18 protein-coding genes and 1 pseudogene are annotated in these 21832 nt (G+C 35.8%); 14 read left to right on the top strand and 5 right to left on the bottom strand.

Translation table 11 applies throughout. The features are described from left to right. Positions 1-39: 39 nt before the first annotated feature. Positions 40-888 (bottom strand): pantoate--beta-alanine ligase, encoded by an 849-nt coding sequence (gene panC / locus AC27VX_RS11895; protein ID WP_488695723.1) that lies wholly within the window; start codon positions 886-888, stop codon positions 40-42. A 171-nt stretch (positions 889-1059) separates the two neighbouring features. Between panC and AC27VX_RS11890 the strand changes: the two genes are divergently transcribed. The 9 genes from AC27VX_RS11890 (at position 1060) to AC27VX_RS11850 (ending at position 11648) form a co-directional block, all read left to right on the top strand. Beyond that, entirely contained in the window at positions 1060-1830 is a 771-nt protein-coding gene (locus AC27VX_RS11890) for a glycogen/starch synthase (protein WP_236857536.1), read from the top strand. A 12-nt stretch (positions 1831-1842) separates the two neighbouring features. Then, positions 1843-3480, top strand: a complete 1638-nt coding sequence (locus AC27VX_RS11885; protein WP_488695721.1) for a DUF4270 family protein — start codon at positions 1843-1845, stop codon at positions 3478-3480. Between the two features lie 34 nt (positions 3481-3514). After that, the gene (gene glmS, locus AC27VX_RS11880) at positions 3515-5368 is read left to right on the top strand and encodes a glutamine--fructose-6-phosphate transaminase (isomerizing) (RefSeq protein WP_236857538.1); all 1854 of its coding nucleotides are present in this window, start codon (positions 3515-3517) and stop codon (positions 5366-5368) included. Between the two features lie 108 nt (positions 5369-5476). Further along, entirely contained in the window at positions 5477-6898 is a 1422-nt protein-coding gene (gene porK, locus AC27VX_RS11875) for a T9SS ring complex lipoprotein PorK/GldK (RefSeq protein ID WP_236857539.1), read from the top strand. 58 nt (positions 6899-6956) lie between these two features. After that, complete coding sequence (gene porL / locus AC27VX_RS11870; protein ID WP_236857540.1) at positions 6957-7649, top strand: type IX secretion system motor protein PorL/GldL; 693 nt, start codon at positions 6957-6959, stop codon at positions 7647-7649. 52 nt (positions 7650-7701) lie between these two features. Further along, positions 7702-9291, top strand: coding sequence for a type IX secretion system motor protein PorM/GldM (porM, locus tag AC27VX_RS11865; protein WP_236857541.1), 1590 nt, complete (start codon positions 7702-7704; stop codon positions 9289-9291). Between the two features lie 21 nt (positions 9292-9312). After that, positions 9313-10251 carry a type IX secretion system ring subunit PorN/GldN gene (gene porN / locus AC27VX_RS11860; RefSeq protein WP_236857542.1) on the top strand — a complete coding sequence of 313 codons (939 nt, stop codon included), beginning with the start codon at positions 9313-9315 and terminating at the stop codon, positions 10249-10251. A gap of 56 nt (positions 10252-10307) precedes the next feature. Next, positions 10308-11342: an NAD(P)/FAD-dependent oxidoreductase gene (locus tag AC27VX_RS11855; protein WP_488695719.1), complete on the top strand. Its 1035-nt coding sequence runs from the start codon at positions 10308-10310 to the stop codon at positions 11340-11342. Between the two features lie 48 nt (positions 11343-11390). After that, a complete protein-coding gene (locus AC27VX_RS11850) occupies positions 11391-11648 on the top strand; it encodes a SemiSWEET transporter (protein ID WP_300689081.1) in 258 nt (85 codons plus the stop codon). A gap of 73 nt (positions 11649-11721) precedes the next feature. Here AC27VX_RS11850 and AC27VX_RS11845 read toward each other — a convergent pair whose 3' ends face one another. Further along, complete coding sequence (locus AC27VX_RS11845; protein ID WP_236857545.1) at positions 11722-12159, bottom strand: META domain-containing protein; 438 nt, start codon at positions 12157-12159, stop codon at positions 11722-11724. Positions 12160-12195: 36 nt separating this feature from the next. Continuing rightward, positions 12196-12588, bottom strand: a complete 393-nt coding sequence (locus AC27VX_RS11840) for a hypothetical protein (protein WP_300689085.1) — start codon at positions 12586-12588, stop codon at positions 12196-12198. A gap of 653 nt (positions 12589-13241) precedes the next feature. Here AC27VX_RS11840 and AC27VX_RS11835 point away from each other — a divergent pair. From AC27VX_RS11835 to AC27VX_RS11820, 4 genes are all read left to right on the top strand, one after another. Beyond that, positions 13242-13628, top strand: coding sequence for a hypothetical protein (locus AC27VX_RS11835; RefSeq protein WP_236857547.1), 387 nt, complete (start codon positions 13242-13244; stop codon positions 13626-13628). Positions 13629-13781: 153 nt separating this feature from the next. Next, the gene (locus AC27VX_RS11830; protein ID WP_488695943.1) at positions 13782-14864 is read left to right on the top strand and encodes an efflux RND transporter periplasmic adaptor subunit; all 1083 of its coding nucleotides are present in this window, start codon (positions 13782-13784) and stop codon (positions 14862-14864) included. Positions 14865-14883: 19 nt separating this feature from the next. Next, positions 14884-18075, top strand: coding sequence for an efflux RND transporter permease subunit (locus tag AC27VX_RS11825; RefSeq protein WP_236857549.1), 3192 nt, complete (start codon positions 14884-14886; stop codon positions 18073-18075). After that, entirely contained in the window at positions 18047-19504 is a 1458-nt protein-coding gene (locus AC27VX_RS11820) for a TolC family protein (RefSeq protein ID WP_488695718.1), read from the top strand. The genes AC27VX_RS11825 and AC27VX_RS11820 overlap by 29 nt, the downstream gene beginning before the upstream one ends. A 375-nt stretch (positions 19505-19879) precedes the next feature. Here the strand turns inward: AC27VX_RS11820 and AC27VX_RS11815 are convergent, their stop codons facing one another. Both AC27VX_RS11815 and AC27VX_RS11810 read right to left on the bottom strand, forming a co-directional pair. Next, positions 19880-20521, bottom strand: coding sequence for a hypothetical protein (locus tag AC27VX_RS11815; protein WP_488695717.1), 642 nt, complete (start codon positions 20519-20521; stop codon positions 19880-19882). A gap of 7 nt (positions 20522-20528) precedes the next feature. Continuing rightward, a complete protein-coding gene (locus AC27VX_RS11810) occupies positions 20529-21119 on the bottom strand; it encodes a hypothetical protein (RefSeq protein WP_488695716.1) in 591 nt (196 codons plus the stop codon). Between the two features lie 61 nt (positions 21120-21180). Between AC27VX_RS11810 and AC27VX_RS11805 the strand changes: the two are divergent. Beyond that, positions 21181-21366, top strand: a pseudogene (locus AC27VX_RS11805) (TolC family protein); the annotation flags it as partial. Positions 21367-21832 lie beyond the last annotated feature (466 nt).

Below are 21832 nucleotides of genomic sequence, written 5' to 3'. Positions count from 1 at the left end.
ATCAGAGTTTGTATTTTTTTTGAAAGTATATAGTTGCTATTAATCTAAGTGCATATTGTCAATCAGTCTCACGCCATCCACAACAACTACTATAAATGCTCTGAAATTTCTGTCTTTGTAGAAAAAATCAGTTTCCTGCAGGGTGTTTTCATCAGCGATTAAGAAATATTCAAGCTGCATTCCGGGTTGATCATCAAAAATATCCGCCACCCTTTCTTTAATTTCCGGAATGGTAACAGTACGGAACCAGTCGTTTACTTTTTGTAAAGTTTCAAAAATAATTTTGGAAGCTTCTTTTCGGTCTTCATGGAGTCTTTGGTTTCTTGAACTTAATGCAAGTCCGTTTTCGGCTCTGTAAATGGAAACACCTGTTATCTTAACCGGAAGATGTTTTTTCTCAACCATTTTTTTGATAATGGCAAGCTGCTGGAAATCTTTTTCTCCAAAATAGGCATGATCAGGCTGTATTTGCCTGAAAAGCTCCTCTACAACAGTTCCCACTCCGTCAAAATGCCCCGGTCTCGATTTTCCTTCCATTTCATTCTCCAGTCCTTCAAAATCATATTGCTTGCTTTCCGCTTTCTCAGGATAGATATCTGCTATCTCAGGAATGTAAACAGCATCTACCAAACCTGAATTTTCTAAGATCAGGATATCCCTGTTGATATCTCTTGGATATTTTTCAAGGTCTTCAGCGCTGTTGAACTGGGTTGGATTTACAAAAATTGAAGAGATAACAAGGTCATTCTCTTTTTTTGCTTCTTCATAAAGAGAAAGATGACCTTTATGTAAAGCCCCCATGGTAGGGGCAAAGCCAATTCTTTTTCCCATTTCTTTCTGTCTTTCAATGAAATCCTGAAGGACTTTCCTGTTTTTTATAACTTCCATAGATTATTTTAATACTATTTCAAAAATACTAAAAATATAACATAATAAAATGCGTTTTTAACAAATTGCAAAAGGGAATTTTCGTAAAAAAATGTTAATTAAAATAATGTTGGATGTTTTTTTGTAATTTTGCACATTAAAGCATTTTTACAAAAATTAGATAGAAAGTTTATGCCGAATCAAAAAATACTGTACATTACTACAGAGATGTTTCCATATCAGGAAGATACCAATATGGCTGCAGTGGTAAACAAAATGGCACTTAAGATGCACAATGAAGGCAATGATGTAAGAGTTTTTATGCCAAGATTTGGACAAATAAGTGAGAGAAAATTCCAACTTCATGAGGTAATCCGCCTTTCAGGAATGAATATTATCATTAATGATCTGGATCAGCCTTTAATCATTAAAGTAGCGTCTCTTCCGGGGGAAAGACTTCAGGTTTACTTTATTGACAATGAAGAATACTTCAAAAGAAAGCAATATTATTTCGACGATGAAGAAATTCCTTTCGATGACAATGACGAAAGAGCTATTTTCTTTGCAAGAGGGGTGATTGAGACGATCAAGAAGCTGAACTGGGTTCCGGATGTGATCCACTTAAATGGTTGGATGTCTTCATTTGTTCCAATTTATCTTAAAACGTATTACGAATCAGATACTTATTTTAAAGACGCTAAAATTGTACTTTCTCTCTATAATGAGAAAGACGCTGATCTGGACAAAAAGATCGATGAAAAGCTGCAATTTGATAATATTTCAGGATTAAAAGCGTTAGATAACCCAACAATCAAAAGCTTTGTTATCGAAAGTATGAACTATGTAGATATGGTGGTGAAGGGAGATGAGTTCCTTGATGAAGACCTGGATCAGGCCTTCAATGTAACCGCTATCCAAAAGTCGGAATATCTTGACATAGATTCTATAAATCAACTTTATTAAAACACATTTTTAATGACTCATACTCTTAAAAGGACTTTCGTCGTAATTTTACTGGCGATTTTCGGAAGTACAATCCTTTATAACTGTGAACCTGATGCAGATTCTCTTGGTGAGCAATTATTTGATAAAGATGCGGCAGCAGGTACTGAAATTCCATATGACCTTATTGCTTACAACTACAACAACAATGATTCTATCAGAAGTGATGCTGCGAGGCTTATCAGCGGATATGATGAGAATGGAGCTGTGCTGACAACCGGAGTTCTGGGAGCTTTTACTGAAAATCAGTTTGGGATGCAGAAAGCTTCTTATGTTACTCAATTGAGAATGCCGGTAGATAATTTTGACTTTACGGGGCCTAATGCAAAAGTGGACTCTGTAGTTTTGGTTGTGAGACCTCCAGCAAACACAGCTAATAATACATATTTCTTCGAACAGGATTCAATAAAAACGAATACCTATGAGAAAAGTGATTTCCCGGTAGATGGTGAAAATATCGCTGTATCTATTAGTAAAAAAACTTACCCTGTTCGTAAATATGGTAAAATCGGAGGAATTTCCAAATCTATGAAAATCAATGTAGAGGAATCTACTACGTTCATGGATACAAATAACGATGCTCTTACACGTTCTAATGCAAACGTAACTACAGGTGAATTGTTAGGATCCGGTGTTTTTGACGGAAATGTGAGTTCTTTAGCTATTACAAAAAAATCTGATGGTTCAACTGTATTTACAGGAAACCTTGGATTCAGAATAAAACTAAGTAATACTGCTTTTTTCCAGACTCATATTATAGATAAAAAAGGAAAACCTGAACTTCAGGATGCGTCCAACTTTACCAGATATTTTAAAGGAATAAAGCTTTCTGTAGAAGAAACAGACAGATACCTGTTCCAGTTCTCACCTAATGATATGGAACTGATCATGTATTATAAATATGATAAAACAGATAATGGTACTGTAACAAGACCGCAGACAACACTTAAGTTCAACTTAGGATCTGCTAATGCTCATCTCGGACAGTATGAATATAACAGATCAGGGTCAGCACTTTCAAATGCTCTGGCAACAAGCAGCAGCCAGGTCGGTGATCCGAAAATTTTTGTTCAGGGTATGGGAGGACCATCTGCAGTAGTGAGAATCCCGGACGAAACTATTGCAGCACTTAAAGATTTATTTGTTAAAGACAAGATCGGTATCATAGGAGCTAAAATCAGATTTTATGTAGATCCATCTAGCTGGGTGAATAAAAATTCAACGGAAGACAGAAGATTTACTATTGTTCCTATTAAGACAAAAACAGGTACCATATTAGATTTCTCATCTTTTTCATTGGATACGCTAGCTGGTCTTAGTCTATATTATTATAACCAGAAACCTGAGTACTATGACTTTGTGGTAACAAAAACACTTAAGGATATTATTGAAGGGAAAAAGGAGAAAGATGATAAAGGAGATGATGTTCTGATAGTTAACAGACCTTTTTATATCAACACAGGATCGTTTGTTAGCAGTGCTACAGGAAGTCTTGTAGGTGCTCTTAGAACAACCAGAGCATTTGATATGAACAGAGTAATTCTTACAGGGACAGAAAAAACGAACCCGAATAGAGTTCAGTTGAGAGTAACTTACGCTACAAAAAAATAAAACACAAAAAAATAAAACACTAGACAAAATAAATATGTGCGGAATAGTAGGATATACAGGTTTTCAAGACGCTTACGAAATTGTAATCAATGGTCTTAGAAGATTAGAATATAGAGGATATGACAGTGCCGGAATTGTTTTAGAAGGTCCAGATAATAAACTTGAAGTAGAAAAAACAAAGGGGAAGGTAGAGGATTTGGTGAATATCTCAGAAAACTTAAAAGGAAAATTCAAAGTTGGAATGGGCCACACACGTTGGGCTACCCACGGAGTTCCAAGTGACAGAAATTCCCACCCGCATTTGTCAAACAATGGGAAAATAGCAATCGTACATAATGGTATCATAGAAAACTATGATACCATTAAAACAATGCTTACAGAAAAAGGTTTTACTTTCAAATCCGAAACAGATACTGAAGTGTTGGTAAACCTTATCCAGTATTTTATGGATCTTAAGTCTGAAACTGATTTTCCAACAGCAGTAAGATATGCCCTTAATGAGGTATACGGAGCTTATGCAATTACAGTTCTTCATGAAGATTATCCGGGAGTATTGGTAGTAGGAAGATTAGGTTCTCCTCTGGCAATAGGAATCGGAGATAAAGAATACTTTATCGCTTCTGATGCTTCTCCTTTTGTAGAATTTACAAAAGAAGCAATCTACCTTGAAGAAGGGCATATGGCAACAATCTCTCTGGAAAATGGTGTAGATATCAGAACAATCAATGAAAACTCTAAAATTGAGCCTGAAATTCAGGAACTTAAAATGAGCTTGGAACAGATTGAAAAAGGAGGATATGAGCATTTTATGCTTAAAGAAATCTTTGAACAGCCTAAGTCTGTACATGATACAATGAGGGGTAGACTTCTTGTAGATGAGGGAGTTATCAAAATGGCAGGAATCTGGGATCATGTTGAAAAATTCAAAAATGCCAACAGAATTATTATCATTGCCTGCGGTACTTCATGGCATGCAGGTCTGATTGGAGAATATTTGATTGAAGAGTATGCGAGAATTCCAGTAGAAGTAGAGTATGCTTCAGAATTCAGATACAGAAATCCTATTATCACAGATAAAGATGTTGTTATTGCCATTTCTCAGTCAGGAGAAACAGCAGATACCATGGCAGCATTAAAATTGGCAAAAGAAAAAGGAGCATTTATATATGGTATCTGTAATGTAGTAGATTCTTCAATCGCGAGAATTACAGATGCTGGCTCGTATACTCACGCAGGTCCTGAAATAGGGGTGGCTTCTACAAAAGCATTTACAGCACAGCTTACCATCCTTAGTTTGATTGCATTAAAATTAGGAAAGCATAACGGGAATTTAGGAAATGCTGAATTCATGAGTTTAATTGCTGAGCTTGATGCTATTCCTAAAAAAATAGAAGAAGTACTTAGTACCACTCATGAGCTGACTCAGAATATCGCAAAAGACTTTGTGAAAGCAACCAATTTCCTTTATTTAGGAAGAGGTTACAACTATCCTGCCGCTTTAGAAGGGGCTTTAAAGCTAAAAGAAATTTCTTATATTCACGCAGAAGGATATCCTGCCGCAGAGATGAAACATGGCCCGATTGCTTTGATCGATGAAAATATGCCAATCGTAATTATAGCTCCTAAAAAAGGACATTATGATAAAATTGTGAGTAATGTTCAGGAAATTAAGGCAAGAAAAGGGAAAATCATCGCTGTAGTCAATAAAGGAGACCGTCAGGTAAGTGCAATGGCAGATTATGTTATTGAAATTCCTGAAACATCAGAATGTTTCTCGCCAATCGTTGCTTCCGTACCTCTACAACTGCTTGCTTACTATATTGCAGTCTATAGAGGAGCAAACGTGGATCAGCCGAGAAACCTTGCAAAATCTGTAACCGTGGAATAAAAAGTAGTTGTAAATAAAATAAATTTAGATTTCTTCCGTTATTTCAAAAAAAATCTTAAAAGTTTCTTAAAAAAATTATATATTTACGGCTTAATTATAAAAATTAACATGAAAAGGATATTTCTTTTATTATTGTCTGCGTCAGTAGCATCGGTATCTTGTTCAGGTGGTGGCAGCTCTTCTGTAGGGAAGCCTGGAACAAAAGGAGAATTGATACCAAGAGAAAAAACGAAATCATTTGTTGCGGAAAGACCATACGGAATGGTCGCAATTCCAGCAGGTTCATTTGTTGCCGGTTTAGCAGACCAGGATCCAACAAATACCCCTGAAAAAGCAGCATTGAAAACCGTTACTGTTTCTTCTTTCTTCATGGATGAAGCAGAAACTACCAATGCAGAATACAGAGTATTTATCAATTATGTAAGAGATTCTATCGCAAGAACTTTACTAGCCGAAGCTGCCGGAGAAGGTGGTGACGAAGGAGGCCGTAAGGGAGCAGCTATAGGAGATTATGCATACCTTGCTAAAAAAGAAGAAAATTTAACGCCTTATCAAGAATATATGGAAGGCCAGGGTGGCCGTGATGACGGAAGCTATGATTCCAGCAAAAGATTAGATTGGAAAATTCCTTTACACTGGAGTACAACAAAATATCCTGACGTAGAGTACGCAGAGGTTTTAGAATCTATGTATCTACCTTCTTCTTCAAGAATTGGAAACGAAAGAATTTTAGATGTAAGTAAGCTTAAATATACCTACCGTTGGGGGGATATGGATGCTGCACTTGCAGATAACGAAAGAGGTGCAAACTATCTGAAGAGTCAGAGTATCGCAATCTATCCTGATACTACTGTTTGGGTAAAAGATTTTCACTTTGCTTACAATGAGCCATTGTTTGAACAGTATTTCTGGCACAAAGCTTACAAAAGCTACCCTGTAGTTGGTGTAACCTGGGATCAGGCAAGAGCTTATTGTAACTTCAGATCTAAATTGAAAACTGATTACAACGAAAGTTTAAAAAGAAAAAAACAAAGACCATTGCAGTTCCGTCTTCCAACTGAAACTGAATGGGAATATGCTGCAAGAGGAGGTATGCAAAATGCTACTTACCCTTGGGGTGGTCCATATTTAATGGATGACAGAGGTTGTTACCTTGCCAACTTCAAACCGAAGAGAGGTAACTATATGGAAGACGAGAAAAAAGGTACTTATACATATACAGCTCCAGTTAAGAAATTTAAGAAAAATGGGTTTGGGTTATTTGATATGGCTGGAAACGTTTCTGAGTGGACACTATCTTCGTTTAACAATTCTTCATCAGGATTCTCTTCTACATTAAATCCTTCTACTAAAGATAAAAAGGATACGAAGAAATCTGTAAGAGGTGGATCTTGGAAAGATATAGGATATGCACTAATGACAGGTGCTAGAGACTGGGAAAGAAAAGATTCCGCAAGAAGCTATATCGGATTCAGAACTGTTCAGGATATTCCTGAAGCAGCAGTTAAGCCAAGAAGAGTTAACAGATAATTAACCGACAATTATTTTTCAATACAATTTTATTTAACATTAAAAAAACTAACTCAATATGTTTAAGACTAAAGATGCTTGGATGAATTTCTTCTATTCATTCGGTGCTGCAATTGTAATTCTTGGAGCTTGGCTTAAAATTACTCACATTACCCTGGGACCAATTAACGGTAATATCGCTCTTACGGTAGGGCTTATTACAGAGGCTATTATCTTTATTATTTTCGCATTTGACCCTCCAAAAACTGAAGAGTCTTATGCATGGGAAAATGTTTATCCTGAATTATTAGATAAGCATGCTCACCCAAACCCACTACATTCTAATGTAACGACTAAAAATACAAACGCACAATTTGCTGAATTAGAAAACTCTCTTTCTAACAAATTGGATAAAATGCTTCAGGATGCTAAATTAGATGTTCAGTTATTTGATAGATTAAGAACAGGAATTGATAAATTCTCAAGTTCTGTTGACCAAATTAATCAAACAGTTGATGTATCTGCTTCTACACATAAATATAACGATCAGCTAAACAAAGCTGCTCAACATATGGAAAGCATGAATGCGTTATACGCAATGCAGCTTGAAAGCGGTAAAAAGCAATCTGAATTTGCTAACAAATATGTGGCAGATATGCAGAAGTCAGCAGAGCAATCTGAAAAATTCAATCAAGAGCTACAAGGTTTAACAACTAATCTTAATAATTTAAATAGAGTTTATGGTGGTATGCTTACTGCTATGAAGTCTTAATTCCTAACCATTTCTAAATTTAACTACTTAATTAAAAAACAAAGAAAAGAGAATGGCACAAGGAAAACAGACACCTCGTCAGAAGATGATCAACCTGATGTATTTGGTGTTCATCGCGATGATGGCCCTAAATATTGATGCAGAAATCATCAGATCCTATTATGACTCTACAAAAGCGTTGAATGAGACTAGGACTTTAACAGAAAAGAAAAACGAAAAGATTTTTGAAAGAACCCTGGAGGCTAAGGCGCAACAGGTTCCGGATACTTACGCAGAACCTTGGGCACAGTATAAAGTACTGAAATCTAAAATTGATGTGTTAGTGAAATCAGCTCAGGATATCAAAGACTTGTTGAAAAAACAATCTGAGTTTCATGAGAAAGATAAAGACGGTAAAGATATTGATGTAGCTGAAAACTTTGCTGCATTAAATAATAATGAAGCTACAACTGAGTATTTCTTTAAAGAAGGAGATGAAAATGCACCTTCAAAGAATGCGTTAGACCTAAAAAATAAAATTGATGAAGTAAGAAAATATATCAATGCTACTTTTGGGAATAATGCTCAGCTTAAAGATTTAGTTGAAAGAGCTAACAAGTCTCTTATTGCAGAATATCCTAAAGGAAAATCTCCAAATGAAAAGACCTGGTTCCAAAATAAATTTTACCATCAGCCTTTAATTGCTGCGATATCTAATTTGGAAATTATCCAAAATGATGCCAGAAATGTACAGTCTGATGCATTGGCACTATTACTTCAGGAAAAAGTAGATGCGAATATTAAATTCTCAAGCTATGAACCTATTGTTTCAGGTCCGGTAGATATCCAGGCGGGAAAACAAGCTGAAGTAAAAGTAATGTTAGGTACTTATTCTAACAGTAATAAGATCAGCATTTCCGGAGTGAGCAAAACGGAAAATGGTAAAGGTTCTATTGCCATTTCAGGTTCTGGAATTGGTGAACATAAATTAGGAGGAACTATTACATTAACAGATGCTACAGGTAAGCCGCAAAGTTTCCCTTGGACGCATACTTATAACGTAATTGCAGGACCTAGAGAAGTAAAACTTGAAAAAGGATTATTACTTTCTGCAGATAAAATGAATGTAATGTATAGAGGACTTGAGAACCCTGTATCAGGATCAATCTTAGGTGCCGATAATTCCAAACTTTCATTATCCGCTCCTGGAGCTTCAGTGAAGAATATTGGACCGGGTAAATGGAGTGTTAAACCAGCTGCAGGTAATGTAGTTAAATTAACATTATCAGGTGTTGATCCTTTCGGAAAATCAGTATCTCAGGTATTTGAATATAGAATTAAGAATGTTCCACCACCTAGAGGTGAGATGAGAGGTCAGAATGTATTGTCTATGCCGGCAACTTCTATTCCTAACCAATCTGTACAGGCTGCTATTCCTGACTTTGACTTCCCGGTTTCATTTACTGTTACTCAGTTTATGGTAAGAATACCTGGTAGAGCAGCTCTACTTGTTCATGGTAACTCACTGGATGAAGCAGCAGGTCTGGTTAAGAATTTAAGAACGGGTGATGTAGTTTCTATCTTTGATATTAAAGCTACAGCTCAGGGGCTTGATGGTCAGGTGATTAAAAACATTACTCCTATAATTATTAATGTTCAATAGGACTAAAAATTGTAATTTATTATGAAAAAATATATTAGCACTCTTTTAGTATTAGTTTCGGGATTTGCCTTTTCCCAGACTATTCTAAACGCTTCTTCTGCAGAAGAGTTTAGACAGATGAGAGCGGACAACAAACAAAAAGTTGGTGATACTATTATAGATAAAACAGTAAAGCCTCTTGAATATGGATTTGTTGAGGATAAAGATATCCTTAAGAGTATGTTTGTTTGGGAAATCATTGATATGAATGATAAGATCAACCAGCCATTCTATTATGACAATCCGGATGGCCTTCTTGCCACTCCTACAAGATCTCTATATCAGTTGTTATTAGATGCTGCTTTAACTGGAAAAATTGAGCAGGTTTATGATGATGAAAACTTTACCGTAAAGCTTTCACCTGAAGGAATTCAGAAAAGATTGGAAAAAGTAATCATTAATGATGCTGCTATCGATATCCTAAATTCTGGAAGACAGCTTACAGATCAGGAAAAGAAACAATATACCGATGTATTTAAGACCACTACTGATAAAGTAAAAGTTCTTAAAATAATGGGTATGTGGTTTATTGATAAGAGAGATGGGCAGATGAAATACAGACCTTTGGGAATTGCTGCAATGGGTCCTGATCCTGCAGTACAGGGTGTTATTGGGCCTGATGGGAAACCTATTGCCAGCAACGATGAGCTGATCGATTTGTTCTGGATTTTCTATCCTAATGCAAGAGATATTTTAGCAAATAACTATGTTTTCAATAGAAAAAATTCTTCTGCTGACTTATCTTTTGACGATGTGATCAATGCAAGAAGATTCTCTTCTGTTATCTATAAATCTTCAAGCGGTTTAGGAGACGGCACAATCAAAGATTATGTTCCTAAAGATGCTGATGATCAGTTAGAAGAAAGTAACAGAATCAAAGCACAGATTCTGGAAATGGAAAATGATATGTGGAATTACTAACTTTCACTTGATATTTATACAAAACCTGAGTACTTTTACTCAGGTTTTTTTTTATTATGAGAAATGTAGATTATATTATTGTAGGCGATGGATATGCAGGGCTTTTTTTAGCCCATCACCTGATTATGAATAAAAAGTCCTTTGTGATCTTTTCCGAAGGAAAAAAGAGTGCTTCACAGGTTTCTGCAGGCATCATTAATCCTGTTGTTCTTAAGAAGTTTACCACATTCTGGAAAGCGCAGGAGCAGATTGATTTTCTTAAGGCAAGTCTTAAAGAAATAGAATCCTATACCGGAGAAAATTATTTGATTAATGCACCTATCCACAGAATCTTTCATGATGAGAATGAACAGAACCTGTGGCTGAAAAAATCGGCAAATGAAGAATTAACTAATTTTCTTGATCAAAATTTCGATCACTTAAATGGGGTAAAAAACGATTTTCTTACGGGAAAGGTGAGTCAGTCTGCCAGACTGAATGTAAGTGGTTTTTTTGCAGGTTTATTCAGTTTTTTTGAAAAAAATGATCATTTAATAAATGAAAAGTTTGATTATACCAAAGTAAACCCTTCTGAATCATCCTATAAAGATTTTATTTTTAAAAATATTATTTTTTGTGAGGGAATGGGAGTGAAAGACAATCCGTATTTTTCAGAAATTATGGTAAATCCCAATAAGGGACATCATATAAAAGTTAAACTATCACAGCCAATTCCTGAAAACATAACCATTAAAAAGAAACACTTCTTATTCCCTACGGGAAATGGGCTTTATTTTTATGGAGGAACTTATGACAGAGAACAGCTTCACCAGCATATTGATGAATCGGCGGTTGCTCAGTTGGTTAAAGGACTTTCCGAATTTTATCCTTACGATTTTGAAGTTGAGGAAGTACACTTTGGTTTTCGACCTACAGTAAAAGACCGAAGACCAATTATTGGCAGGCATGAAAATTTCAGTAACTTATATGTATTTAATGGGTTGGGGGCCCGTGGTATTTTGAACGGCTGTTATTTTTCAAGAGACCTTATTCGTTTTATTGAAGAAGATATCCCATTGCATGAAGAAGTTTCATGGGACAGGTTTAAATAATTACGAGTAGTAAGTCATTCAACATTTCAGAAAACCAATGTCAAATTTATGAATGAAAATATTTTAGGTATCGTTGCAGGAGTTCTCACTTCTATTTCCATGATTCCTCAGCTAATAAAGGTTATTCGGGAAAAAAATGTGGAAGATATTTCCTTACTCATGCTTTTGGTTCTTATTTCAGGGCTGTCATTATGGGTGTGGTATGGCTTCAAGAAGGATGAACTGCCTATTATAATATCGAATTCATTTGCCGTACTGGTGAATATAAGTCTTCTGATCTGTTACATGAAGTACAATAAAAAGTAATTCTGAAATTAAGAATAAAAAAAGGACGCCTTACAGAATAAGGCGTCTTTGTATTTTAACTGCAGACTGCAGACTATTGAAGAACAAATTTAGCTAAAGGAGCCATTCTTGCTTTGTTTAAAGTCAGTGTATTTCCATTTACAGAATAGTTATCTGCTGCCAGAATTGCTTTCGTAAACTGATTTTCAATATCAAGATCTTCACAAGCCATCATCGTAGACATTCCCTGATTGAATTTAATTCTCATTATTTCAGGTTTGATCTCAAAAGTACCACCCAGCCCGTTACAGCCTGCATGACCTTCATACCTCATTCCATCCATTTCCAGTTTGAAATAAGGGTTGTTTTTAGGGTTTTTCAGCTTGATAGGCTGCCCGTTAAGCTCAGTTAATTTCCAGGTTTTTCCTGTAATATCAGCATTTGTTTTTTGTGCACTGGTTTGTGGTTTACAAGAAACAACAAGGAAAGTGGCCAGAACAAGTGCGGATAAATAATAATAAAAGCTTTTCATAATTGTTATTTTTAATATGAATTTGGATACATTATGCTAATATGATGCCATTTTTGCTGGCCCTGAGTCTTTTTTTGCCTGTTTAAGATGGAAAAGGACCATGTCTACATTTTTCTTTAAAAACGTGATATTTCCTTTAATTTCAGAGTATTGGTACTCTTCATTAGAAGCCGTGTACTCAGGTAAAGCAATGCTTTTTTTAAGGTCATAAGTTTTACCGTTTAAATGTACAGTGGCTGTATTTTTAGTACTGTTGATAGATACTTCTATCTTTTCTCCGTCGCTGTCTACATAGATATTCTTAGAAATATCATCTGTATTTTCAGGAGTGGCTGCGGTAATGGTTTCGGCTTCTTTTCCCGGATGTTTACACGCTGCTAAGGAAACAATGGTCAATCCCCAAAGGATAGGTGTTAATAATTTTTTCATAGTGATAAGTGATTTTAAAGTGTTTCATGAATTGTGGTGTTAATACTATATAAAAATACGAATATTTTTAATCAATATATGTTAATTTTACATAAAATAATAGTATTTTTTAATTAGCCAGCCTGTGACACGGCTATCTTAAAAACATTTTTCAGAGAAACAGGAGGTTACGAACTGTAGATTTAGAAATTCAATAAAGATATTTTAACTGTCTTGTTTTCAATTAAATCAATATTTTTTTTTCATTTGTCATTGGTGTGTAAATTTTTTGCAAAAGTAATTTAAAAATAAGACAATGCTGATATGAAGATGTAAATAATTAAGAATCATGATAAAACTTAGTTTTTCTTACATTTATTTTTTTTCCTTATAAAGAATTATTTTCAAGTAAAATTTTTAAAAAATGATGGTATGGAATGTTAAAAAAAGCAACATCTCTGTTATCTATTCCTGCTTTTTCGTTTTAAATTAATAAGGTTTTATGAATTTTAAGTTTATTTTAATGTAACACTATAATAGCCAAAATAGCCCTTTAATAAAGGGAAAGATGGATATTTGTGAGGGATAGGAATTTAAGTATTTTAAAGAAGAGTTAAATTTTGTTAATCCAGTATGATAATATCAAAATCTGGGTGTACATTTGCGACTTCAAAATGAGAAACTTTATAGTATACTTTTTAACCGGTCTTTTTCTGCTATTCGTAGTAGAAAGTAGAATTGATGTTAGAACTCTTCGGAATGATTATACAGGTCATGCTTCTCATCATATGCCCAAAAAAGCCAACCGCCTCAATCAGACTTTTGAGAAGCTTTCTGTTCAGCAGATGGGAGATAATGTAGACAGTTCTACTTTGGAACTTACCGAAAATGATTTCCAACTATCGGATATTATGCCTGCAATTATTGCTTTTGCAAGTGTTTTCAGTCTGATCTACATTTTTGGCCTTAAAAGTTATAAGCGTCTAAAACCGGATATTCACGGTTTTGTTTTTGGCTTTGCTGCCAAAAGATTTATTCTTATCCGTTCTATCAGAATTTAAAATTTCACTTTCCAATTCATTTTCTGCCTGATGATTTTATCTCAGGGAGATATCTTTCGTTGTGTATGCCGGTAATCATCACATCGTGCCATCTTTTATTACCATTTATTTCTATTCAAAACATTAACGAATTATATAAGCTCTAGAATTATGATAAAAAGAGTTGCTTCGGGAATTGCACTGAGTGCCCTGTTATTGGCCGTTGGTTGTAATAAGAAGAAAGAAGAAAAGGAAGAAGTTACGGTATATCCTGTGACATCTCCTGTAGTGATGGATACTGTCATTAATAAAGAATATGTTGCTCAGATCCAGTCTGTAAAGAACATTGAAGTGAGAGCTCAGGAAAAAGGGTTCCTGGAGAAGATCTTTGTGGATGAAGGACAATATGTGCAGGCAGGACAAACGCTGTTCCGTATTATGCCTAAGCTTTATCAGGCAGAATTGTTAAAAGCAAAAGCAGAGGTAGAACAGGCGTCTATTGAACTTAAAAATGCAAGTACTCTGGCTGGTAACAATATTGTATCTAAAAATGAAAGAGCAATGGCTAAAGCCAAGCTTGATGCTGCAAATGCAGAAATGAAACTGGCTCAGATCCACCTTTCATTTACTGACATTAAAGCTCCTTTTTCCGGTATTATCAACAGAATTCCTTTGAAACTGGGAAGCTTGGTGGACGAAGGTGATTTACTGACTTCATTGTCTGACAATACAAGTATTTATACGTATTTCAACGTTTCTGAACCAGAGTATTTAAGTTATCAGACCCATGCTGCAGACAGAGGCAGCAATCAGGTTTCACTGATTACTGCTAATGCAGAAATGTATTCGCAGAAAGGAGAAATTCAGACTATTGAAGGAGAATTTGATAACGAAACAGGTAATATAGCATTCCGCGCTAAATTCCCAAATCCGGATAAACTACTAAGAAATGGAGAAACAGGAAAAGTACAGATGACGATGCCGGTTCATAATGCTCTGATTATCCCACAGAAAGCAACGTATGAAATTCAGGATCAGAAATATGTTTTTGTTATTGATAAGAACGGGACAGCAAGATCAAGAAATATTAAAGTTGCCTATGAACTTCCGGATCTCTATGTGGTAGGATCAGGGCTTTCAAAAGGAGATCAGATTCTGCTGGAAGGAGTTCAGAAAGTAAAAGATGATCAAAAGCTGAAAACAAAATTCCAGGATCCTAAAAAGGTTCTTCAATCATTGAAATTAAAAGCGGAGTAGGACTCTAAAGTGAAGAAATATGTTTAAGAAATTCATTCGCAGACCTGTTCTGTCTATTGTAATCTCATTGATTATCGTATTTATGGGAGTACTGTCATTGGTAAAGCTTCCGGTGACTCAGTTCCCGTCCATTTCTCCGCCTAAAGTAAATATTACGGCAGAGTATCCCGGTGCCAATAACGAATTGTTGATTAAATCCGTAATTATTCCCCTCGAAAGAGGTCTGAATGGTGTTCCGGGGATGAAATATATGTCATCCAATGCCGGAAATGACGGGGAGGCTGCTATTCAGATTGTATTTGATCTGGGAACAGATCCCAATGTAGCAGCGGTAAACGTTCAGAACCGTGTATCATCGGTAGTTAACAAGCTTCCTCCTTTGGTGGTGCGTGAAGGGGTGAAAATTACCCGTGAAGAGCCTAACATGTTGATGTATATTAACCTGTATAGTGATGATCCTAAAGCTGACCAGAAATTCCTTTTCAACTATGCAGATATCAATGTAATGTCTGAACTGAGAAGGGTAAGTGGTGTTGGTTTTGCCGATATCCTGGGTACCCGTGAGTATGCAATGCGTGTGTGGCTGAAACCGGACAGACTTACAGCGTATAATATTTCTGCCGATGAAGTGATGGAGGCGCTGAATGAACAAAGTTTGGAAGCTTCTCCGGGAAAAACAGGAGAGAGTTCAGGAAAAAGAGCGCAGTCTTTTGAATATGTATTAAAATATCCGGGGCGTTTCAATAATGAAAAGGATTATGGAAATATTATTTTAAAGGCGAAGCCCAATGGCGAATCCGTAAGATTAAAAGATGTTGCAGACATCGAGTTCGGAAGTTCAATGTATGATATTTATTCTACTCTGAATGGTAAACCTTCTGCGGCTATCACAGTAAAACAGTCATATGGATCTAATGCAAGCGACGTTATTAAGAATGTAAAAGCTCTGATGTCTGACCTTGAAAAGAACAATTTCCCTAAAGGAATGCATTACGAGATCAGTTATGACGTTTCCAGGTTCCTGGATGCATCCATGGAAAAAGTTATCCATACCTTATTTGAGGCTTTTATATTGGTAGCTATTGTGGTATTTTTATTCCTTGGAGACTGGCGTTCAACACTTATTCCAGCACTGGCGGTTCCTGTGTCACTGGTGGGAACCTTTGCGGTAATGTCCGCATTTGGTATTACCCTGAATATGATTTCGTTATTTGCATTGGTAATGGCCATCGGGGTCGTCGTCGATGATGCAATTGTCGTTATTGAAGCGGTTCACGCCAAGATGGAAGAGAAAAACCTTTCCCCTTTAAAGGCTACAGAAGAAGCAATGCATGAGATCAGCGGTGCAATTATCGCTATTACGCTGGTTATGGCCTCTGTATTTATTCCTATTGCATTTATGTCAGGGCCGGTTGGGGTATTTTACCGTCAGTTCTCTATTACAATGGCTTCGTCTATTATCCTGTCAGGGGTGGTAGCTCTTACGTTGACGCCGGCGCTTTGTGCCCTGATCTTAAAAAACAATCATGGAAAAGCAAGAAAGAAAACGCCGATTACTGTTTTCCTTGATAAATTCAATAATATATTTACAAAAGGGGCAGGGCGATATGAAAAAATGCTTAATAAAACGGTAACAAAGAAAACAATTACATTACCCTTATTATTAGCCTTTTGTGCAGGTACTTATTTTCTGACTAACTCAATTCCTTCCGGATTTATTCCTGCGGAAGACCAGGGAATGATTTATGCAATTATCCAGACTCCTCCGGGATCAACACTGGAGAGAACCAACCAGATTGCGAAAGAACTTTTGAAAGAATCTGAAGGAATTGACGGAGTACAGTCTGTTTCCTCACTGGCAGGATATGAAATCCTGACTGAAGGGACAGGATCAAACTCCGGAACCTGTCTGATCAATCTTAAAAGCTGGGATGAACGTAAAGAATCTGCAGCAGAAATTATTGAAAAACTGGAGGAAAAAGCTAAGAATATTCCGGGTGCCAATATTGAATTTTTCCAACCCCCTTCGGTTCCGGGATATGGGGCTGCCGGAGGTTTTGAACTTCGTTTGCTGGATAAGGCAGGAAGTGGAGATTATCATAAAATGGAGCAGGTAAGTAATGATTTTGTAAAGGAACTTAAAAAACGTCCTGAGCTGGGATCAGCATTTACATTCTATTCTGCGAGTTTTCCACAATATATGCTTAGAATAGACAATGACCTTGCTGAACAGAAGGGCGTATCCATTGAAAAAGCGATGGATAACCTGTCAACGCTGATTGGTTCTAACTATGAGACCAGTTTTATCCGTTTTGACAGACCTTATAAAGTAATTGTTCAGGCTGGCCCGCAATACCGCGCATTGCCAAGCGACCTGCTTAAGCTCTATGTTAAAAATGACAAAGATCAGATGGTTCCATACTCTGATTTTATGAGGCTGGAAAAGGTATATGGATTATCTGAGATGACCAGACATAATATGTACAACTCAGCACAGGTAAGTGGAACCCCGGCACCGGGATACAGCAGCGGACAGGCGATTAAAGCCATTCAGGAAGTTGCAGATAAAACACTTCCAAGAGGTTTTGGTATTGACTGGGCAGGTATTTCAAAAGATGAAGTGAGCCGTGGAAATGAAGCGGTATTTATTTTCCTTGTGTGTTTAGGATTCGTGTACCTTATTCTTTCTGCACAGTATGAAAGTTTCATTCTTCCGCTTCCGGTGATCTTATCACTTCCGGTGGGGATTTTTGGGGCCTTCTTATGTTTAAAACTTTTAGGACTGGAAAACAATATCTATGCACAGGTGGCGATGGTAATGCTTATTGGACTTTTAGGTAAAAATGCAGTATTGATCGTAGAATTTGCCGTACAGAAAAAAGCAGAAGAAGGTATTCCGGTGATGCAGGCTGCCATTGAAGGGGCTGCTATCCGTTTCCGACCAATCTTAATGACCTCTTTTGCATTTATTGCCGGGCTGATTCCTTTGGTAATAGCTACCGGACCGGGAGCTGTAGGGAACAGAACTATTGGAACAGCAGCAGCAGGAGGAATGCTCATAGGAACAATCTTCGGACTGATGATTATTCCAGGATTATACTACATCTTCGGAACTATTGCTGAAAAATCCAAACTCGCGAGATATGAAGAAGAAAATCCTTTAACAGAACAAACTGAACCTTATGAACATGATGGAAAATTCGAAGACTAAAAATATAATCACAGCTGTTGCCTTATCGCTTGTTTTGGCAAGCTGTAAGGCTCCAATGGCGACCGTCATAAAAGACGAGGTAAAAGGAAATATACCTCAGAACTTTAATCAGGAAGAGCAGCAGGATGCTAACAATAACAGCGGGACAACTCCCTGGAGACAGTTTTTTACTGATCCCAATCTGGTAAGCCTGATTGAAACAGCTTTAAAGAATAATCAGGAACTTTTGATCACCCTTCAGGAGATTGAAATTGCCAAAAGCGGAGTTTTAGCAAAGAAAGGAAGACTGACTCCAACAGTTTCTGCAGGAATAGGAGCAGGGCTGAAAAAAGCAGGCCGATATACCAGTGAAGGTGCTGGTGATGCCACTACAGAAATAGAACCGGGAAAATCAATGCCTGATCCCCTGGGGAATTTTGAGGCAGGTTTAAATGCAAGCTGGGAAATTGATATCTGGAAAAAACTCAGAACTGAAAAAGAGTCTGCTGTAGCTCATTACCTTTCTACCGTAGAGGGAAAAAACTTTGTACTGTCTAACCTGATTGAAGAAGTAGCTGATAATTATTATGAATTATTAGCCCTGGATAATCAGCTGGATATTATACAGCAGTATATTAAACTTCAGCAGAAAGCATTGGAGATTTCTAAAATTCAGAAAGAAGCGGCAGCGGCAACGGAACTGGCGGTGAAAAAATTTGAAGCAGAGCTGGCAAAATCTAAAGCATCAGAATACACGATCCGTCAGCAAATCACTGAAAAGGAAAATGAAATTAATGCTTTATTGGGGAGATATCCACAATCTATTGTGAGATCGAAGGAAAACTTTATGTCCACTATTCCGCAGACAGTCTATACCGGTATTCCGTCACAGTTATTAGCTAATCGTCCTGATATCAAACAGGCGGAGCTGGAATTAAAATCTTCAAAGCTGGATGTAGAGGCTGCACGAAAAGAGTTTTATCCGTCTCTGGAGATTTCTGCAACCTTAGGACTGGAAGCCTTCAAGCCATCATATCTGGTGAAAATGCCGGAATCTATAGCCTATAATCTGGCAGGAGAGTTAGCGGGACCACTTATCAATAAGAGTGCTATAAAAGCCAACTTTCAGACTGCAGATGCAAAACAGATCCAGGCACTGTATGAATATGATAAAACAATATTAAATGCTTATCTGGATGTAGCCAATCTGATGTCGAAGGTTAAAAACATTGATCAGTATTATCAATTGAAATCCCAGGAAACAAAGGCTCTGGATCAATCAATTGACATAGCTAACCAGTTGTTCCGAAACTCCAGAGCAGATTATCTTGAAGTTCTTTTGAATCAGAGAGATGCTTTGGATGCTAAAATGGAACTGATAGAAGCAAAACAGAAACAATTAAGTACAGTAGTCGATATCTACAAAAGTTTAGGTGGCGGCTGGAAATAAAATATCATAATTCAGTCAATAAACAGTTAATGTTTTGGGCTAATTCCTCCGGGGGTTAGCCTTTTTTGTTTTTTATTACGAAGGATTTAATTCTACTTTAGAATATTACAAAAAATGTATATAATAATAGATTGATTTAGTATAACAAACTTTTTTGGATATTTGAAGTTTTGTTAAGAATTGTTAAATTTGTAATAAGGAAGACTAGCAAAAAGGTAAGTATTCAATAGTTTCATTAACTAAATGCGTCAAGGGATTCAATCCACTGATAATAATTACCTGTCTGAAACTATCCCAGATTCTTCCTCAGGCAATGATAGAAGAGGGGCAATAGCATCAATTTCATATTACCAGTATTATAGCTATTATAACTCGCTATGAACTATAACAATCATTAGTTTTATGATATATGCCCTTAGATTCATAGTACAGCTCACCTGTTTTTCTATCAATTCTTACATAGAATGATTCACTGGAAACCGGACATCTTTTAAATTTTGCTAGATTAAGATAAATAAAATCTTTATCCATCTTAAATGAACCCCCTACTGGATTTTTACGATCAAACCATAAACCATAAGTTTTCGCAATCAATAATGCTTCAGATAAATTATCAACATAATCAATAAATTTAATTAATTCGTTCTCAGTTGTAAAATATTCAATAGTTTTATTATTACATGATACTATATACGAGAAACAACCATCTGGCATACATTCTGCAAAAAAACCGCTCTCAATTGAATGATTTTCTTTACATCTGTTATTTCCTGTGATTTTCTTTTTTTCATAGACTAATTTTTCCATTGAGGAATATTTTTGCACTACTTTCCAATATTCATATTTTTTGTTTGGTATGATAGATTGGTACAAATGATCTTTAAAAAATAAACTATCAGGAATTTTTAAATAATCACTTGGAATATCAATTTGAGAAAACATCAAATTAAAAAATAAAGTAAAAATTAATGATATAATTAATTTAATCTTAATAACTTTTCTATTTTTAGATTTCATATTGTTTTTATTTTAGATTTAAAAATTCAATATAGCTGATTGAATATCTTCTTATAGTTTTATCAGTTGTTCCAAAAGTAATACCTAACCCGAAATTATTAGTTTGTAAGTGAGCTATTGTCTCAGAAACATTTATAGCACTTTTTACGGCGTCATCATAATTATAACCATTTTTCATGAATTGTTTCATGGTATTTATAAAGAATCCACTAACTGCGTGAATAGAATGAATCGTCTCATGATACCAGACAGCCGCAAAGCTAAGTACCATTTTGGAGTTTAAATAATGTGGGGAAAATAAGACTTTTCCTGTAAATATATTTGTCATTCCTGCAACACTTTGTCCATCATCATACAGCTTACCATTATCAATTTCTAATGTACTAGAAAAAAGATTATCTTTATTGGCAAATGCATAATCTTTTGCGCTACTTCCATACATATCAGAAAATACCGATGCTAAATCACTCAATATTTTTTCTGTAATAGGCTGGTTAATATAATCATCTCCATATGCTTGTATAAGTCTTTGCTTTATCTGATTATTTATTTTACCCACTTCAATCTCTTCAACTACTATATGTGCTAAGTGATTCAATCCACTAGTAATAATCCCCTGTCTGAAACCATCCCAGAAATTTCCTCCGGCAATGGTATAAAAGACTCTGGATCAATCAATTGAGATAGATAACCAGTTGTTCCGAAACTCCAGAGCAGATTATCTTGAAGTTCTTTTGAATCAGAGAGATGCTTTGGATGCTAAAATGGAACTGATAGAAGCAAAACAGAAACAATTAAGCACAGTAGTCGATATCTACAAAAGTTTAGGTGGCGGCTGGAAATAAAATATCATAATTCAGTCAATAAACAGTTAATGTTTTGGGCTAATTCCTCCGGGGGTTAGCCTTTTTTTGTTTTTTATTACGTCACGTTCTGTCGCTTTACTGGCCTACATTTGCTTCAGAATAATGCAAAAATGTACATAACAGTAGATTAATATGGCATAATAAACTTTGTTTACCTATTTTAATATATGTTAAAAATGGTTAAATTTGTAAAAATAATAAACTAATACTACCTTGAAAATAACACGGGAATGAAAATACTTTTTAGAATATCTGTGCAGGATATACTGCGGTCTTATACTTAGATCGATCTTATCATTACAATTTTTTGACACTGAACAATTTTCCGGAGTTTCCGGAAGCGATAGAAATATATACAATGTGTACAATATTGTATATATAAATGCACATTATATCCCTGTTATTTGAAATGTTTACTACTATATTTGAAAAAAATCAAATACAT

The organism is Chryseobacterium sp. 14P4.3.2 (genome assembly GCF_057799275.1).
The sequence above is the reverse complement of the archived record's forward strand: the minus strand, read 5'-3'. Positions and strand labels throughout refer to the sequence as shown.

Coding starts and splice junctions, on each gene's coding strand:
- panC (WP_488695723.1), bottom strand. CDS start 888: ATGGAAGTTATAAAAAACAGGAAAGTCCTTCAGGATTTCATTGAAAGA.
- AC27VX_RS11890 (WP_236857536.1), top strand. CDS start 1,060: ATGCCGAATCAAAAAATACTGTACATTACTACAGAGATGTTTCCATAT.
- AC27VX_RS11885 (WP_488695721.1), top strand. CDS start 1,843: ATGACTCATACTCTTAAAAGGACTTTCGTCGTAATTTTACTGGCGATT.
- glmS (WP_236857538.1), top strand. CDS start 3,515: ATGTGCGGAATAGTAGGATATACAGGTTTTCAAGACGCTTACGAAATT.
- porK (WP_236857539.1), top strand. CDS start 5,477: ATGAAAAGGATATTTCTTTTATTATTGTCTGCGTCAGTAGCATCGGTA.
- porL (WP_236857540.1), top strand. CDS start 6,957: ATGTTTAAGACTAAAGATGCTTGGATGAATTTCTTCTATTCATTCGGT.
- porM (WP_236857541.1), top strand. CDS start 7,702: ATGGCACAAGGAAAACAGACACCTCGTCAGAAGATGATCAACCTGATG.
- porN (WP_236857542.1), top strand. CDS start 9,313: ATGAAAAAATATATTAGCACTCTTTTAGTATTAGTTTCGGGATTTGCC.
- AC27VX_RS11855 (WP_488695719.1), top strand. CDS start 10,308: ATGAGAAATGTAGATTATATTATTGTAGGCGATGGATATGCAGGGCTT.
- AC27VX_RS11850 (WP_300689081.1), top strand. CDS start 11,391: ATGAATGAAAATATTTTAGGTATCGTTGCAGGAGTTCTCACTTCTATT.
- AC27VX_RS11845 (WP_236857545.1), bottom strand. CDS start 12,159: ATGAAAAGCTTTTATTATTATTTATCCGCACTTGTTCTGGCCACTTTC.
- AC27VX_RS11840 (WP_300689085.1), bottom strand. CDS start 12,588: ATGAAAAAATTATTAACACCTATCCTTTGGGGATTGACCATTGTTTCC.
- AC27VX_RS11835 (WP_236857547.1), top strand. CDS start 13,242: ATGAGAAACTTTATAGTATACTTTTTAACCGGTCTTTTTCTGCTATTC.
- AC27VX_RS11825 (WP_236857549.1), top strand. CDS start 14,884: ATGTTTAAGAAATTCATTCGCAGACCTGTTCTGTCTATTGTAATCTCA.
- AC27VX_RS11820 (WP_488695718.1), top strand. CDS start 18,047: ATGAACATGATGGAAAATTCGAAGACTAAAAATATAATCACAGCTGTT.
- AC27VX_RS11815 (WP_488695717.1), bottom strand. CDS start 20,521: ATGAAATCTAAAAATAGAAAAGTTATTAAGATTAAATTAATTATATCA.